This window comes from Rhodoferax sp., from assembly GCF_028688795.1.
In the GTDB taxonomy this organism is placed as follows: domain Bacteria; phylum Pseudomonadota; class Gammaproteobacteria; order Burkholderiales; family Burkholderiaceae_C; genus Rhodoferax.
Map to the genome: position 1 here is coordinate 1 of NZ_JAQTXM010000039.1, position 16,741 is coordinate 16,741.

Genomic DNA, 16,741 nt, shown 5'->3' on the forward strand with positions numbered 1-16,741 from the left:
CCGTTCGTGGGCTTGCGACATGCGCTGGTAATCAGCCTGGTTTTGCAACAGGTTCAAGCATTCTTTGACGATGGCCTGGCGTGAGGTGCCCACCAGCTGGACAGTGCCCGCCTCTACCGCCTCTGGCCGTTCGGTGGTGTCGCGCATGACCAGCACCGGTTTGCCCAGCGAGGGGGCCTCTTCTTGCACACCGCCGCTGTCGGTGATGATGAGGCGGGCACGGTTCATCAGGTAGACAAAGGGCAGGTAGTCCACCGGGTCGATCAGGTGAACGTTGGCGAGTTTTCTGGCGGCCAGAATGTCGGCCACGGGTTTGCGCACGTTGGGGTTGAGGTGCACGGGGTACAAAATTTCAACATCTGGGGCAGCTTCGGCAATGTCAGCCAGGGCGTGGCAGATGTTCTCAAAGCCTTCGCCAAAGTTTTCACGGCGGTGGCCAGTGACCAGGATGAGTTTTTTGGCGGCATCCAGAAAGCTGAATTGTTTGTCAAAACCTGTGCTGAGTTCGGGTTGCGCTTGCAGGCGTGCAGTGGTGGCCAGCAACGCGTCAATGACTGTGTTGCCGGTGACAAAAATGGTGGTGGGGTCTACGCCTTCACGCAGCAGGTTGGCGCGCGCGGCCTCGGTGGGGGCAAAGTGCAGGTCGGCAATGGCGCCGGTGAGCTTGCGGTTGATTTCCTCGGGAAAAGGGGCGCGCTTGTGGCCGGTGCGCAGGCCTGCTTCAACATGACCGACCGGCACACCGCTGTAATACGCAGCCAGGCTGGCGGCCAGCGTGGTGGTGGTGTCGCCATGGACCAGCACCAGGTCTGGTTTTTCTTCTGCCAGCACGCCCTTGAGACCAGCCAGGATGTTGGCGGTGATGTCAAACAGGTCTTGCCCGGGCTTCATGATGTTGAGGTCATGCTCGGGGGTGATGTCAAAGAGTTTGAGCACCTGGTCAAGCATTTCACGGTGCTGGGCAGTGACGCACACCACGGTCTGGATTTGCGGCGCTGCAGCCTGAAAACCCTTAACCACCGGTGCCATTTTGATGGCCTCTGGGCGGGTACCGAAGATGATGAGAATTTTGGGAATTTGGAGCATACGGGTACAGCTTTACAGATCAAAACAGGCAATCTTACGGGCGTGAGAGTCAATTATGCGGGATGTGTAATTTGGATCACCAGTCCTACCAAGCGATTGCATGATGCTCCTATTTATATAGCTTGTTACGCTTATTCTAATTGGGATACGAGCTCATTTGACGTAAAAATGCATCAAACATCAGGAGTGTCCAGAGCGGCGCGGAATGGTCGCGCTGACCGCTCAGGTGCTGTGCCACCATGGTTTGCAGTGTGTCTTGATTGAAATAGCCTGTGGCCTCCAGCTGCGGACCCAGCACGGCCTGCTGCAGCCGCTCACGCAGTGGGCCTCTCAGCCATTTGGCCAGTGGCACTGAAAAGCCCATTTTGGTTCGGTACAACACGTCATTGGGCAGGCTGGGCTCAAAGGCTTTTTTGAACAGCCATTTACCCTCCTGGCCCTTGATTTTGAGGCTGCTGGGCAAGGTGGCCAGCCACTCGATGAGCTCGTGGTCCATCAGCGGTTCACGCACTTCAAGGGAGTGCGCCATGCTGGCGCGGTCAACCTTGGTGTTGATGTCGCCCACCAGCCAGGTTTTGTAGTCCAGGTATTGAACCAGCGCCAGCGGGTCGTCGGTGTTGGCCTGAGCCGCATGGTGGTTAAAAACCTCTTGTGCGCGATAACCCGCCAGGGTTCGCTTGAAGGCGGGTGAATACAGCTGCTCGCGCTCATCGGCGCGCAGCACCGACATGCTGTGCATATAGGCTTGCGCGGAACTGAGGGTCAGCGCCTGAAAGGTGGTTTTGGCGCGGAACATGCGCGGCGCCCAGTCGGCCTTGGGGTACAGATACCCCAGCGCACCAAACAGCGGCCGGCGTACGGCCAAAGGCAAAGCGCTGCGTGCCTTTTCCTCCATCATGTGCAGGCGGTAGCGGCGGTAGCCGCCAAAGGTTTCATCCCCCCCATCACCCGACAAGGCCACGGTGACGTGTTTGCGGGCTAATTGGCAAACCCGGTAGGTAGGGATGGCCGAACTGTCGGCATAGGGCTCGTCATAGAGTCGGGCCAGGGTGTCGATCAGGTCAAAGTCGTCACTTTTGACGATTTCCAGATGGTGATCGGTGTGGTAGCGGCTGGCAACGCTTTGGGCAAACTCGGACTCATTGAAGGCCGGGTCGTCAAAGCCGATGGCGCAGGTGCGCACTGGCGTAGATGAGAGACTGGCCATGGTGGCCACCACGGCGCTGGAGTCCACACCACCCGACAAAAAAGCGCCCAGGGGGACTTCGGCAATCATGCGCAGGCGAACTGACTCATCTAGGCGGGCGCGCAACTCGTCGATAGCATCTTCTGCGCCAATGGGGTTGTCCAATGTGAACTGCACATCCCAATAGGGTTTGGGTGCGGGCAAGACCTCACCATGGCGAATGGTGAGTGTGTGGGCTGAGGGCAGCTTGTGCGCGCCTACATAGATGCAGCGCGGATCTGCCACATAGCCTAACGCAAAATACTCTTCGACAGCCAGTGGGTCAAGGGTGCGCACAAAGCCGGGGTGCGAGGTGATGGCTTTAAGCTCGGAGCCAAAAAGCAGGTGACCATCTGGCAACAGCGCATAAAAAAGAGGTTTGACACCTAGACGGTCGCGCGCCATGAAAAAGGTTTGCTGATTGCGGTCCCACAGGGCAAAGGCAAACATGCCGCGAAAGCGCTTGACGCACTCTGCGCCCCAGGATTCCCAGGAATGAACAATGACCTCGGTGTCGCTCTTGGTGTGAAACACATGGCCAAGGGCCTGCAACTCCGGGATAAGTTGCTGGTAGTTGTAGATTTCACCGTTAAAAACCACCACCACCGAGCCATCTTCATTGAACAGTGGCTGCTGGCCGGTAGCAATGTCGATGATGGACAACCGCCGATGGCCTAAACCTACGCCAGGCTCAATGTGCAAACTGCCTTCGTCAGGGCCACGGTGGCGCTGGGAGTCGTTCATGCGCTGGAGGACCGCACGATCGATGATGCTTTTGCTGAAGGTGTCAAAAATGCCGGTGATGCCGCACATGGTGTTGGGTGATCGTGGAGTTATTTGTTTTACCGCGCGGCCAACAAGAGGGTGTTGATGGCAGCGTAGTTTTGAGTCATAAACGTTTCAAGCACCGTCTGGGCGCTGCTGGTCTGATCTTCCTGCGGTGTGTACACCACGATGACCGCAGACTCATCGCCTTGCCCGGTCAGGCGGTAGAACGCACTGTAAAACTTGGCTAAGTAGTCGTTGGAGGTGAGGCGGCCATTGATCCAGTAAATTTGCCAAACCAACAGACGACTTTGACTGTCGGAGGTGGTCAGAGAACTCTGACGCAAGGCGGACGTGCGCACCACCATGGGCTGTCCAATGATATTGACCGGGCGCGTACCAAACGACACTTGTGCCCATTTGGGGTCTTTGCTGGACACCAATACGTTGCTGGAGCTGACGAGCTTGCGGTTGTAATCCTGGTGCTGGTAATAACCCAGATACAGCCCGACAGCTTGCCCCTGACTGGCGTAACTGGTATTGATTTCAGCGGATGGATTGTCAAAGGCAGGCTTGAAATCCGCCACCGCTGGGGTAACGGCTTGCCAGTTGGCAGCTAAAGCTACTGGTGCGTTGAGTTGCACAGTGACGGCGCCTTCAGCGCGGTCAATGGCCCAATTAGCGACAGACGGCAAAGCGGCCAAAACAGCAAAAACCCCAGCAACAGTCCAGAGTTTCGCCGCACTGAACATTGGCGCGGGTGCAGCCCCATCAAAAACCTGCGGAAAGCGCACCTTGTCGGGCTCGGCCCAGCGTGCGCCAATGATGAACATGAGCATGATGACCACGCCAAAAAATACCCAGCCATAGATCAAATGGTCCACACCCGCGGCAAGCTTGTTGCCCGAGAGGTGTCCCAGCATCACGATGAGGTAGGCGCGCATCCAGTTGGCGAGCACCGGAACCAAAATGGACACAAGCACAAACACCATGCGGCGGCGGTTGGACTGGTAATTCAAATAGGCAAACAAGGTACCCACAGTGAGTGAGGCCAGCAAATACCGCACACCACTGCAGGCTTCAACCACTGACCACTGGCCTGAAGGAATGACAAACTGCAAGCCCTCACGGTAAACCGGAATGCCGCTCAGGCGCAGCGCCATGACGGTGAAGTCTGCCGTCCATTCCATCAACTGGGGCATGACGAATTCGCCTATTGGCACGGCAAAAAACAAAAAACCCAGCGGGAAAAAAATCAGTCGCGTGACAGCCCAGCCCAGCACAACCGGCACCGCGAGTACGAGCAATGTGATCAGAGTGAGCTGTGTCACCGCATTGATAGCCACCAGATCACCCAGCAGCCAAGCAAAGGCAGCGCCAGCGGCAAACACAAGGGCGCTGACCATGGGCTGCGGTGTTTGTGCCGAGATGAGGTGGCGCTGTCGCCAGATCAGCCACAATGAAATGGGAGGCACCAGAAAGGCGTGGGCAAAGGTTTCGGACCGGTACCAGATCGTGACCATGGCGATACCGGTGTCGCGGTACAAAAACAGAATCCAGACCAGTAGCACCAGCAGCGCTGGCAACGCTTGACGCCATGCGGATGCGGTCGTTGCGCTTGACCCGGCTGACAGAGGCACGGCATTGGGATTCATATAGATTCTCTAGATTGCGGATCGGGTCCGCAATGACAGCACAACAAACATTTTCATTTCAAATAGCGGTCGATGCGCCCCAAATGGGCCACCCAACTGTAACTTGCCACCACACGGTGTCGGCCAGCCTGCCCCACCGCTGCAGCGCGGGCCGGGTCTTTGAGCAAGGCATTGATTTCACGCACAAAGTCAGAGACGTCTGCGGCAGCCAAAAGTTCTTCACCGGAACGCGCGTCAATGGCTTCGACACATGAGGTAGCGGCCACCACCGGTCGGGCCATGGCCATGGCCTCAAGAATCTTGTTTTGAATGCCGCGCGCCACGCGCAGCGGCGCCACTACCAGTGCCGCGTGCTGCAGGTAGGGGCGCACATCAGGCACGGTTCCCGTGACCACCACAGCTGTACCGGCCAGGTCCAACACCGCTGGGGGTGGGCTGCGGCCCACGATGTAAAAGCACAACTGTGGCCAGGTTTTGCGCAATTGGGGCAGGATGTCACTGACAAACCAGGTCACGGCATCAATGTTGGGCCAGTAGTCCATAGCGCCGGTGAAAACCAGCGGGATGTGGTCCGAATGAGAGTCTGGCGCCAAAAAAGGCGACGGACGCTCCGGGTCGGGCGAAAAAAAGTCAGCATCAACGCCGTTGCAGATGGTCTCGACCTGGCTGGTGCATTCCGGGGCCAGTTTGGCAAACAAGGCGGTTTCGTTTTCGGTAACAAAAAACGAGCGCTGCGCCTTGGCAGCAACCGCGCGCTCGTAGGCCAATAGCCTGGCACCCTCCCGCCGGTACAACCATGACATGGGCCAGCGGTGCTGGGATGCGTATTGCGTCCACTTAGCCGAATCTACGTCGACGAAATCAACCAACATGGGTGGTTCGCTGGCCGTTGATCGCAATGGCACATACTGGGCCATGACAGATGAAAAAATCACGACGGCGTCAATTTTCTCATTGGCTAATGTTGCATTGACCCAGTCTTGCAGGGCTGCGTCCTGGTAGTAGCGCTCACTCAGTGCCTGCCCTGTCAGCAGGCTACTCAAGCTGCGCAGTTTGGCCATGCGCGGGTTCAGGCGGGCCACGTGCAGGTCGGGGCAAATGGCACGCACCGTGTCCACATAAACCTCGTCCGCCGGGTCGTCAACAAACGTGCCCAAAAACACACGGTGCGATTGCGTCAGGTGTTTGAGCAAATGGTAAGAACGCACCTTGTCGCCCTTGTTTGGCGGATAGGGCAAGCGGTGCACCAGGTAAAGCAGATTACCCATTGCAGTATTCAGGCGAGGTTGCGCACAATGAAAGGGCCAAGCCAGTTGGCCAGGCCGATGGGCATGCGACGCCAGGTGGCAATCAGCAGCTTGTACTTGGCGTTGGTGGGGTTGTTTTGCGGAATGGCGTCACGCTTGTAGAGGCAGTATTCGTAATGCAGGGGTGTCGGCTCAAATCCCCAGTTTTTCTTGAAGGCATAGGGGCCTGTGCCCTGCTTGCTGCGCCCGTAGTCAAACACCTTGAGGCCACGCGCGCAGGCGCGGCGCATCAGCTCCCAATATTTGAAGTCGTTGGCGGCAAGGTCGCGTGCGGCCTCGAAGTCGCCAGCGTAATAGGGCAAGACTTCGTCACGGAAATAAAAACTCAGCACACTGCTCAACACCTGGCCGTCTGGTGCGACCACGGTGAGCACTTCGCAGTCTGCGCCAAACACGGTCATCAGCGCCTGAAAGTATTTCTTGGGCATGGCGGGTGTGCCGTGGCGGTGCACATTGTCGGCAAACACATCAAAAAAGCGGTCAGCGGTGCTGTCAATTTCGCTGACCAGGCCGCTCTTGATGCCTTTGCGCACCATGGCGCGCTGCTTGCGCGGAATAGCCAGCATGTTGGCGTCTTCATCCGCCAGGATTTCTTTGCGAAACGTCACATACAGGTCTTGCATCGGCCAGTCGGTGTGGCGCGGCTTGATGTTGCGCAGCTCAAGGTGCGACACATCCAGACTTTTAGCAATTTTCTGGGCTTCAAGCTCCAAAGCATCTGCAGCCTCTGGCGTGAGCGCCGCCACACCACCGTAAACCGCAAATGGCAAGCTGGTGAGTGAGTTGCCAAAAAGCCAGCTGTTGATATGACCGAGCGGTAACACGCCTTGAATTTGGCCACCCTGCTCAGCGTACAAAAAATAGCTATCGTGGTGGAAGACATCACTGACAATTTTCTGCCAGCCGGCGCGGTGGAAAAAAGTGGCCTCGGGACAGGCCAAGACAAACGCGTCCCAACGCGTGGCAGTGGCCGAATCTTGCAGTGACAGGCGCTTGATGGTCAGCATGAATGACTCAGGCGACCGCAATTGTTGCGGCTGGCTGGGCCAGTTTGTCCAGAAAAACATGGTCCATTCGACCCCACTTGAAATCGCCAAGCAGGCGGTTCAGGCGGCCTTCCATTCGGTGAATGTTGACGTAATGGCGAAACCGGGTCTTGCTGCTGATGCCCGCCACTCGCGGCTGCTCGGTGTCGATCTCCCAGGGGTGAAAATAAAACACGCCTGACTCGCGGTCGGTGCTGTTGACCCGGCCCAGCATCCAGCGTGACAGCGCATAGGGCAACAGCCGGAAGTAGCCACCGCCGCTGGATGGCAGGTTGCGCTTCATCACGCGCAGAGTGGTAATAGGGATTTCAATCAAGCCCGGGCGCACTTCATAGGCAAAGCGTGGCGAGTCGGGCATGCCATAGTGATCGTGCTTGATGGGATACACGCTGGAGCTGTAGCTGTAGCCAGCACGAGCCAAGCAGTCAAAGGCCCAGAGATTGCGTTTGCCAATGGAAAAACTGGGGGCGCGGTAACCGCGTACCTCTGCACCAGACAGGTCTTCAAGAATGATTTTGGCCAACTGTACGTCAGCAAAAAAAGCATCTTCAGTCTGGTCGCTTGCGCGCTCATGGCCGTAGCCGTGGCTGGCCAACTCATGGCCCTGTTCAACAATGTCTCGCACCAGTTGCGGGTAGCGCTCAGCAATCCAGCCCAAGGTAAAAAATGTGGCCTTGGTGTTGTGATCCGCCAGCATTTGCAGCACGCAATGGATATTGCGCTCAACCCTGCATTCGCGTGTATTCCACTCGGAACGGGCAATGTGCGGCGCAAACGCCGAGACTTGGAAATAGTCTTCCACATCGATCGTCAAGGCGTTGGCAATGGGCAAGGCTGGTATTTGTGGAAGGTTCATTTGGCGACAGCTTTCACAAGCTTTTGCAGCATTGACAGCACCTCGACGTTGACACGCTCCAGACGCAACATGCTGCGCTCGATACGCCGCAGGCGGTGGTCGTACTGCTCAGCCGCCAAACCACTGATCTGGTTTGAGATGGCATCGCCAACGGGCGGCGATAAATGCAATTTATCCAGATCAATGTCAAGTTCGGACAGACCAGTCAAGTCTTGCATGCCAGAGTCGTTCCAGTCGCTTTTTGTGGGCGGGCCAGATTGGACAGGCGGTGCCGACTCGTCCTGCAGCTCGGTGACCACCTCGTTGGCTTCAGCAAAGCCAAACACATCTTTTTCGCTCAGGAAACCCAACAACAACAGCCGGTCGCAAATCAGGTTGATGCGCCGAGGAATACCGCCTGAAGCCTTGAACACCAGCTCAGAGGCTGCGGCGTCAAAGGTTGGACGACCGGTGGAGCCGGCACATTTCAGGCGGTGCTCGATGTAACCACGGGTTTCGGTCAGATCAAGTGGCCCAATGTGGCAAGTGGCGGTGACACGCTGGCGCAATTGCTGCATGTCGGGGCTCTGCAAAATCGCTCGAAACTCGGGCTGTCCCACCAGAAAAGTCTGCAACAGCGCCTGTTGACCAAACTGAAAATTGGACAACATACGCAGTTCCTCAACCGCGCGCATGGACAGGTTTTGGGCCTCGTCAACGATCAGCAAGCAACGCTTGCCCAAACTGGTCTGAGTAACCAAAAAGGCCTCAAGGGACATCAGCACATCTGATTTTGAGGCATCTTTAACACGCACCCCAAATGCGGCACCCACCATGCGCAGGGTGTCTTCAGCGCCCAACTGCGTCGTCACCAAATTTGCAGCGACCACCTTGTTGGGATCCAGGCTGTTGATCAAGCCGCGCAGAATCGTGGTTTTGCCAGCGCCAACTTCACCTGTAATGACGATGAAGCCTTCGTTGCGCTGCACGCCATATTCAAGATAAGCCTTGGCGCGGCGGTGCTGCTTGCTGCTGAAGTAAAAACTGGGGTCAGGATTGAGCTGAAAAGGCTTGCTGTTTAGCCCGTAATAAGTCTCGTACATGAATCAGAACTGCACATTCAGGTTGCCAGTGATCGCATTTTCGGTATAGGGCACAAGCCCATCAGACACGACCCGGCGCAAGCCCAGCACCGCTGAGCTGCGCTTGCCAACCTTGCCGGACAAATTCATGTTGAGCGAGCGCAGGCGGGTGTCTTGTGTGTTGTTATCAGCAGAGGTTTTTTGTTGCGACCACAACACCCCGAGCGAATAATCAGGTGTCAAGCGGTGCGCGTAATTAACATTAAACCCCTGCTGGCGCACGCGTGACGCGTTGGCCAAATCATCAACAGCGTTTGACACCGTGTCGAGACGGCTGCTGTCGGTGCGGGTGGCAATGAAGGTGAGCGTGTCACGCAGGCCAAGCAGCGAAAACGACAGGTCTTGACGACGCTGCAAAGACACTGCGGACGACAAAAAGTTACTCACCACGGTGGCCGACGGGTTAAGGCCGTAGGCTTGCAAGTAGGCATTGACAAGAGCGGCGCGGGCCACAGGATTGGGTTCGGTGGAGGCGAATTGACTGAACAACAAGTCGTAAATGGAGCCAAAACTGGCAAAACCTGTTTGACTTGGCGAGGTCACGACATCCTTTGAGTCGGTAAAACGCCACACTGTGCGTGCGCTGCGGTGCTCAAAAGTCACGTTATGAGCATCGCCAAAGGGACGCTTGCTGCGCGATGCAGTCAGCTTGGTGGCTTCAGAGGGCGCCCAATTCAGGCCAAAGCTATGGGTGCCAGAGCTTTCCTTGTCGAGGGCGACAAAGTTATTGCTTTCACGCCCGCCACTGGCAAAGACGTTCAGTTGCGGCGAGAGGGAGTAAGTCAGGCCCAGGTTAACGCGATCAGCCTCAGTGGTACGGCCCGCACTGTATTCAATTGTTTGCCGACTGGCATCACCTGTCCAGCCCAGGCTTCTAAAAGCACTGTTGCCGCTTAATTTCACAGACGTGTCAGCCGTGTCCACATCGGATACCAGAGCCGAGTCGCTTCGCGTGGTGCTGCGGCTGTAGCGTGCCTCGTAGTCGGCCATGTAGCCCAGGCGCCCGCGCAGGTAGGGTGATATCCGGTAATTGGAGACCTCAGCCTGGTTGTCATTCACCGAGGTGTTGGCGACGGACTGTGTGCCAAAGGCCGACACTGATTGCCGGGAAATACTGCCGTTGAAATCAACAAACGCCCAGTTGTCAATCGCTTCAAAAGTACCAAAGGTATTGAGCGCGTTTTGAATTTGGGTGCGGTCTTTAGACGTGTTTTGAGCGTAGATGAGTTGGCTAACCCCAAGGTCAAAATAGGTTTTGAGTCGGCCACCGTCAATGTTGATGCGAATACCAGGCGTGATTTCAGTGATTTGCTCAGACTGCGGGTTGCTGCTAGCCAGACGCACGTTGTCTGTAATGGTCTCAGATACCGTCACCCGCGGCGTCACGGTGACCTGGCCCCAGGCAGCAGTTGACGCCACAAGCAACAAGCTTGTCAGTGCGACAAGGTCAGGCTTGTGCTTGCTCATGACCATAGCCGTAGCCGCTACCGTAGCCATAACCATATCCGTAGCCTCCCTTGAACAGCGTGTTGGCCTTGTTGAGCAATAGCAACTTGACAGGGCAAGATTCAATCGTTGCCAAGGCTTGCCTGACCTCTGACTGCAGCGTTTTGCCAGCATGCACCACCACCACAATTTGGCCCATGTGGGTCGCCAGCACACGTGCCTCAGTGGTGGGCAGCAGCGGCGGGGAGTCAAACACAATGATACGGTCAGAGTAGCGCGTGGCAATGTCTTCCAGCAAGCGAATCATGGCATCACTGGCCAACAACTCCGTGGCACGCGGGTGCGGCGAGCCGCTGGGCAAGATCGTCAGCTTGTCAATGTTGGTCTTGAGCAGCACGCTCGACAAATCAGCAGATTCATCCAACACCAAGTCAAGCAAACCCGGGCCATTAGGCAAGCCAAGCATGCGCATAACAGAGGGGCGAGCCACGTCGGCATCGACCAACATCACCGTGTTGTCGAGCTCAGTGGCAATGCTCATGGCCAGATTGAGCGCTGTAAAGCTCTTACCCTCGCCAGGCAAAGCGCTGGTCACCATAATCAGGTTGCCATGCTTGATGAGCGAGGCTCCTTTGCCCATGGCGTTTTTGATCAGCGGACGCTTGACAACCCGGTATTGATCGGCAATTTGGGAGCGCGGCGCATTGGGACTGACAATGCCCGACGCAACCAGTGCATCCATGTCAATCGTGATCTGACGCGAAGTCTGGCCGAACTGCTCATTGGGCGTGTAAAGCACAGCCTCATTGGCCTCGTCCAGAATGGGCTCGGGTATTGTTGCAGGTGTGGGTACCGGCACTAAAACGGGCACGTCGGCACCCGCCTGGCGAAGCTGCTCCAGCCGATTGGCTGCCTGCTCGATCAAGCTACTCATAATTGTTTCATCCTGCTCGACCAGCCATCAGGAACAAGGCCAGCATTCCCGCCAAAAAGACCGCCACCAGACCTGCGGCAGCCCCCAAAAACCATTTCAATTCAGTCTTGCGACGCTGTAACACGCCATCGTCCATCACCAAAGTGACTACGCCAAGCAGCGGCAAGCCCAAGGCGTGACCCATGGCACGGGCGTCGTAAAAAACTGCCCGCAACTGGCTCATAACAAAGGTGATTCCCAATCCGGCACCCAGACCAGCCAACAGCGCCAGGGGCAACAACAACATCCGGTTGGGCGCCACCGGCTTAGGCGCGGCCCGAGGTGGGTCAATCAAGCGAAAGTCAGCCACCCCAGTAGCCGTTTCCAACTCACCCGACATGGTGGCGGACTGACGCCTTGCCACCAGGTCGTTGTAATTTTTTCTGTTGATTTCGTAATCACGGTTTAACTGTGAAAACTCAGCCTCAATCTGCGGCGCAGTTTTCATCATCTCACGGGCACGGCCATAGCGTGCCTCGTACTCCCCTACCCTTGCGCGCAAAGCAGCTACCTGCACCTCAGAGGTGGCGAGCATGCGGTTGAGCTCCTGGTAAGCCAGGCTGTTGGCGGACGCCGCCGCAGGATTGGCCATGGCCGTCTTGCGCAGCTCTTGCACCTCTTTCTTCTTGAGCTCCTCAAGGTCTTTGATCAGACGCCGGGCAGTGACCACATCAGGGTGCTGTTCGGTGAAACGCTGCAACAGGGCATCAAGGTTGCTCTTTTGCGACGCTATACGGCTGTCAATTTCAGGGGTTGCAACAGACATGGCTGACTCTTGCAGCAAACTGCGCGAGGTAATGTCGGCGTTTCGTGACTTTTCTGCCTCAAGCTGCCGTTTGGCGGCATCACGCGCATTTTCGGCTTCACGCAATTCAAGTCGGGCCTGGCTGAGCTGGGAGCTAACTTCACCCAGCTGACCAGCCATGTCTTTGCCCTCTGGGTTTTGCAACTCGATGTTTCGAACCTTGAACGCTTTCAAACGTGCCTCAGCCTCTTCCAGCTTGGCAACATAGACTTTGATCTGGTCGTCTATAAATTGCTTAGCAGCATCAGTGTCTTTGCGTGTACCACCCTGGCTGGACTCGACAAAGATGGACACCAATGCCTGAACGACTTTTTTGGCCTTGTCAGGACTGGTGTCGCGGTAGGACAACAAATAAATGTTGTCGCGTCCCAAATTCTGGATTTTCAATGAACCCGTCAGCTCATCAATCAGCGCCTCTTGCGCCGCTTTTGATTTACTGCCCAGGTCTAGGTCAGCCATGCGAATAAGCTTTTCCACATTGGGCCGGCTGATGAGCGTGCGACTTAGCATGGCCACTTGCTGCTCCACATTGGGCTGCACCGCCAGGCCAGACATGAGCGGCTTCAAAATGGACTGGGTGTCGACAAAAATACGTGCACTGGCCTCGTATTTGTCAGGCACCGAGAGCACCACGACACTCCCGATGAGGGTGACAACCCATGCGACCAGCATGCCCAGCCAGCGATGTTTCCACATGCCTCGGGCAGCGGTGGAGATTTGGCTAATTAGCTCATCCATCAGTTAGCGTCTTTGTGATCGAAGTTAAAACGCTGCAGTGCTTGTACCAAGCCCTGCAGCCAGCAAAATTGACAAGCCGGTGTCAGAACCAGCCTTGGGGAATGATCAGAATGTCACCTGGTTTCATCTCGACATTGGCCGAAATGTCGCCACGTTTGATGAGGTCTTTGATGCGCACCGCATAACGCTTATTGCCTTCAGCGGCGCGAGTAATCAAGGCGCCATTGCCATCTGCAAAATCTGTCAAGCCGCCGACAGCAATCATGACATCAAGCAGCGTCATATTTTGCTTGTAGGGCAACGCTTGGGGCTTGGCAGCCTCGCCCACCACACGGATTTGCTCGCTGTAAGGGCCAACAAAACCGGTGACGATGACGGTGACCACCGGGTCACGCACCAACTTACCCAGAACTTTTTCGACCTCGCGGGCAATCTCGACTGATGTCTTGCCCTGCGCCACTAACTCGTCAACCAAAGGCATGGTGACCTTACCGTCTGGACGCACTGGGACGGACATGGACAGCTCAGGATTGCGCCACACGCTGATGTTCAGGGTGTCGCCAGGGCCAACGATGTAGTTGTAGTCTGGTGTGGCCGCGGCTGCCGGAGCAGCGGGGTAAGCGGTTGAGAAGCCAGCGCAAGCGGTCATCAAACCAGCCAGCAGCCCGATCAGGGCTAGGCGCGCTGCCAAATTAAAAGCTGTGAAATAACTTTTCAAAGTGAATCCCCTGTGCAAGCTGCAAGTAACTGAATATGCGAAGCACGAATATAGCTTATTTGTTTGACTGAATTGCCACAAACAGCTCAGCGGGCAATACTGACCGGTTTATGACGTGAAAACGCATCTCTTTCAGGCGCCAGAGCGCCCACGCAACACCGGCCGAATGAACTTCAGCAACAATTGCTGTAGTGGGTTGGCATTGCCAAATGGACGCCAGGTGAACTTGAGCTTTTGATGATAGGCGTCAAACTGCATGCCCCAGGGTGCAGCCTTGATCTCACCACGCCCGAGTAGCAGCTTCAACACCGACGTGCCCATGACACCGGCACACAGGTCACAGGCCATGATGGTGGACGGCCCCCGCTTTTCCTGAAAGTTGACCGCCTCGGGGGCCACCAGGTAGTCCCGATTGAGCATGGCAGGCGACAAACCAGCGATGAATCGAGCATATTGCTCTTGTGACTCGTAACCTTCGACCTTGAAGTAATCCTCAAAACTCATGCCGGTCGGGCTGAAGTAAAGAAAAGCGACTCCCATGCCCAAGGGGGCGGCTGTCAATGCAGGAATGCCCTTCTCGCGACATTTGGCAAAAACCATGCGCCGCGCCGGTAATGCAAAAAAATCTAGACCATCCACATAAACGTCAACGTCTTTCAAGAATTCATCCACGCTATCAGGCTGCACGCCTTGCGAGAACAAGCGCAGGTCTGTTTCGGGATTGATGTCACGCGCCAAGCCGGCCATCGTGTCGATCTTGGGTTGACCAAACGATGATGCACATGCGCCTGCTTGGCGGTTGATGTTGTGCACGTCAAAGTCATCAAAGTCGGCAATATTGAAGTTGCTGATGCCAAGCCGTGAGAGTGTCAGCAAATGCGCCCCGCCAACACCGCCCAGCCCAGCAATAGCAATGCGCGCCTTGCGCAGGATTTGCTGCTCGGCTTGGGTGACCCAGCCGATGTTTCGGGAGTAAGCAGCGGCATAGCCAAAAGAGATAGGGTTAGCCATGATCTGGTCATACTCGGTGAATTGGGCTTGTATTGTGCCCGCGAATTCCCTGTGGAAAAGTCACTGGATTTGGCACCAACAAGCACTGCTTCTGTCGGCGCCGATATGTTGGCGCTGCGAAACAACACGAAATGTCACCATAGTGACCTTACGAAATCGATAGGGCGCAGTTTATTGGGGGCAGCTTCATTTCATGGAACGAATTTAAATTCTGCGTGTTGATCAGATGCTCACATCGGAAAAGTGTCGGATTTCATTACATGTAATAGATTTAAAAAACAGGAATAGCTGCAAGCTATTGATTTACAAAGAAAAAAATAACTGGCATACAACCTGCTTATACCTTCGCATCCAGGGTGACCTGGACTGCACTCAACCTCTTCTTATGGAGTTCACTATGAAAAAATCTCTTCTCTCTCTGGCTATCGGAGCAGTCCTTGGGCTGTCCGCGATCACAGCTTCCGCTTCACCTGTTAAAATGAATAATGGTACTGATGTCGGAAACAACGGCAGCACAAGTACGACGAAAATCGATAATTTCGCATTCAACAATACTGTTGCCACATCGTTTTACTTTCCCACTACGGCCGCAGGGATCATTGCGGGCACTGCCGTTATAGATACCAACATCAAAGAAGTAATGGACGCAAACGGCTTCACACCTGGCACCAAGACCACCTTGGCGAACACATCTGTCGACGTCGCTTATCCAACAAGCCCCACTGGTATCAACGTCAACACAATCGGCGTTCTCAACCCATCAGGTCCTGTGACAGATAAAAATGGTTTTGTCTCGGGTGAAGAAAGTCCTTATGGCACTGCTACAACCAATGGAGTGCTCTGGGGCTTGACTTATCAGTATTTGCTGAACGGCGTCGTCACTGCAAATGATGTGAGCTATACCTCTGGTTACTTTGATCTGTTTTACAACGATGGCACCTTGAATTCACAAGTGTTGCGCCTCAATGTTTTAAGTTCTAGTTTTTCAGGCGTATCTCTTACATTGAAAGGCACTGCCAGCTTCGATTGGACTGGTGATGGCAATGCTGATGGCGGCTTATTTGCTCAAAACTTCTGGGAAGATGCACGTCCCGGTGCAACAACTTTGTATGCTGATTGGCTTGCAAACCCTAATTCAATAAATTGGTCACTCAATACAGCAATTACCCCTCCGTTGCCGGCGTTAAACCAGCTGTTTGCTAGCGGCAATGCCCTTGCTCGTCAATCTGAATTGGATGGTCAATTTAAGTTTGATGTGCCTGAGCCAGGTTCTTTGGCTCTCTTAGGTCTTGGTCTTGCAGGCTTGGGCTTGGTAAAGCGTCGCCGTAATCTGGCTAAGTAAAACTGTCGGTTTTTCTTACACTATGAAAAAAGCCCACTTCTGTGGGCTTTTTTTGTTTATTTAAGCTGCTAGTCATTGTGTTTGCTGCATAGATAGCTATTATTAGAGTAGCAGTTTGTGGTCAAAATCAATGGCAGGACAGCCGCCCCGGGTTCGAACCGACGCTGTGCCCACAACGTACGTGACGCAGCAGACTGCGGTTGCATGCGTTGCAACGTTTCGCTCGCGATGATGCAAACTTGTTGGACAGGCCCATCCTGGTCCCTATACTTCTAAGTTGCCCGCCTGACAAAGACAGACCGCGCATGCGATTGGCCACAGTTGCTTCAACGTCATCAAGCACAGTTTGCACCCGATCGGCAAAGCGCTTGCGCCGCTTGCTCGAAAGCTTGCCGCCGTTCCGGTACGTCGTGACGATCAGGGTGGCCAAATCACTGCTTCGCAGATCGTGACGGACGTTGATGTACTTGGCGACATCATCGAACAATGCAGAAAATCCCACCTTTTAGCGCAAAGTGGGTATGGAGCGCGACTTGCGCCATCTCTACGGTGAATTCCACACACTTGGTCAGATCCATGCATCGAAACCAGATGTGCTCACCCGGCCGCCACGTGTATATGTATTGGTGTGCAAGACCAGAGCACAT

The 16,741-nt window shown here is 55.3% G+C and carries 14 protein-coding genes; 1 reads left to right on the plus strand and 13 read right to left on the minus strand.

What is annotated here, in order from left to right; translation table 11 throughout:
- From wecB to PHQ58_RS20605, 12 genes are all read right to left on the minus strand, one after another.
- The coding region (wecB, locus tag PHQ58_RS20550) for a non-hydrolyzing UDP-N-acetylglucosamine 2-epimerase (RefSeq protein ID WP_300115056.1) at positions 1 to 1,086 on the minus strand (1,086 nt) is incomplete at its 3' end.
- Positions 1,087 to 1,222: 136 nt separating this feature from the next.
- Positions 1,223 to 3,124 carry an XrtA/PEP-CTERM system amidotransferase gene (locus tag PHQ58_RS20555; RefSeq protein ID WP_300115059.1) on the minus strand — a complete coding sequence of 634 codons (1,902 nt, stop codon included), beginning with the start codon at positions 3,122 to 3,124 and terminating at the stop codon, positions 1,223 to 1,225.
- Positions 3,125 to 3,153: 29 nt separating this feature from the next.
- Positions 3,154 to 4,731: an exosortase A gene (gene xrtA, locus PHQ58_RS20560; protein WP_300115061.1), complete on the minus strand. Its 1,578-nt coding sequence runs from the start codon at positions 4,729 to 4,731 to the stop codon at positions 3,154 to 3,156.
- 53 nt (positions 4,732 to 4,784) lie between these two features.
- Positions 4,785 to 5,999: a TIGR03087 family PEP-CTERM/XrtA system glycosyltransferase gene (locus tag PHQ58_RS20565; protein ID WP_300115064.1), complete on the minus strand. Its 1,215-nt coding sequence runs from the start codon at positions 5,997 to 5,999 to the stop codon at positions 4,785 to 4,787.
- 8 nt (positions 6,000 to 6,007) lie between these two features.
- The gene (locus tag PHQ58_RS20570) at positions 6,008 to 7,045 is read right to left on the minus strand and encodes a FemAB family XrtA/PEP-CTERM system-associated protein (RefSeq protein ID WP_300115067.1); all 1,038 of its coding nucleotides are present in this window, start codon (positions 7,043 to 7,045) and stop codon (positions 6,008 to 6,010) included.
- 7 nt (positions 7,046 to 7,052) lie between these two features.
- The gene (locus PHQ58_RS20575) at positions 7,053 to 7,940 is read right to left on the minus strand and encodes an XrtA system polysaccharide deacetylase (protein WP_300115070.1); all 888 of its coding nucleotides are present in this window, start codon (positions 7,938 to 7,940) and stop codon (positions 7,053 to 7,055) included.
- Positions 7,937 to 9,022, minus strand: coding sequence for an XrtA/PEP-CTERM system-associated ATPase (locus PHQ58_RS20580; protein ID WP_300115072.1), 1,086 nt, complete (start codon positions 9,020 to 9,022; stop codon positions 7,937 to 7,939). Before PHQ58_RS20580 ends, PHQ58_RS20575 begins: the two co-directional genes overlap by 4 nt.
- Before the next feature lie 3 nt (positions 9,023 to 9,025).
- A complete protein-coding gene (locus PHQ58_RS20585; protein ID WP_300115074.1) occupies positions 9,026 to 10,528 on the minus strand; it encodes a TIGR03016 family PEP-CTERM system-associated outer membrane protein in 1,503 nt (500 codons plus the stop codon).
- A complete protein-coding gene (locus PHQ58_RS20590) occupies positions 10,509 to 11,441 on the minus strand; it encodes an XrtA-associated tyrosine autokinase (protein ID WP_300115075.1) in 933 nt (310 codons plus the stop codon). The genes PHQ58_RS20585 and PHQ58_RS20590 overlap by 20 nt, the downstream gene beginning before the upstream one ends.
- A gap of 7 nt (positions 11,442 to 11,448) precedes the next feature.
- The gene (locus PHQ58_RS20595; protein WP_300115078.1) at positions 11,449 to 13,023 is read right to left on the minus strand and encodes an XrtA system polysaccharide chain length determinant; all 1,575 of its coding nucleotides are present in this window, start codon (positions 13,021 to 13,023) and stop codon (positions 11,449 to 11,451) included.
- 82 nt (positions 13,024 to 13,105) lie between these two features.
- On the minus strand, positions 13,106 to 13,672 hold the full coding sequence (locus tag PHQ58_RS20600; RefSeq protein ID WP_300115135.1) for an XrtA/PEP-CTERM system exopolysaccharide export protein: 567 nt from the start codon (positions 13,670 to 13,672) through the stop codon (positions 13,106 to 13,108).
- 201 nt (positions 13,673 to 13,873) lie between these two features.
- A complete protein-coding gene (locus PHQ58_RS20605) occupies positions 13,874 to 14,752 on the minus strand; it encodes a ThiF family adenylyltransferase (protein WP_300115081.1) in 879 nt (292 codons plus the stop codon).
- A gap of 397 nt (positions 14,753 to 15,149) precedes the next feature.
- Here PHQ58_RS20605 and PHQ58_RS20610 point away from each other — a divergent pair, with 397 nt between their 5' ends.
- Entirely contained in the window at positions 15,150 to 16,094 is a 945-nt protein-coding gene (locus tag PHQ58_RS20610; RefSeq protein ID WP_300115085.1) for a PEP-CTERM sorting domain-containing protein, read from the plus strand.
- A gap of 127 nt (positions 16,095 to 16,221) precedes the next feature.
- On the opposite strand, the gene PHQ58_RS20615 is transcribed toward PHQ58_RS20610, so the two are convergent.
- Entirely contained in the window at positions 16,222 to 16,581 is a 360-nt protein-coding gene (locus PHQ58_RS20615) for a hypothetical protein (protein WP_300115088.1), read from the minus strand.
- Positions 16,582 to 16,741: the final 160 nt, after the last annotated feature.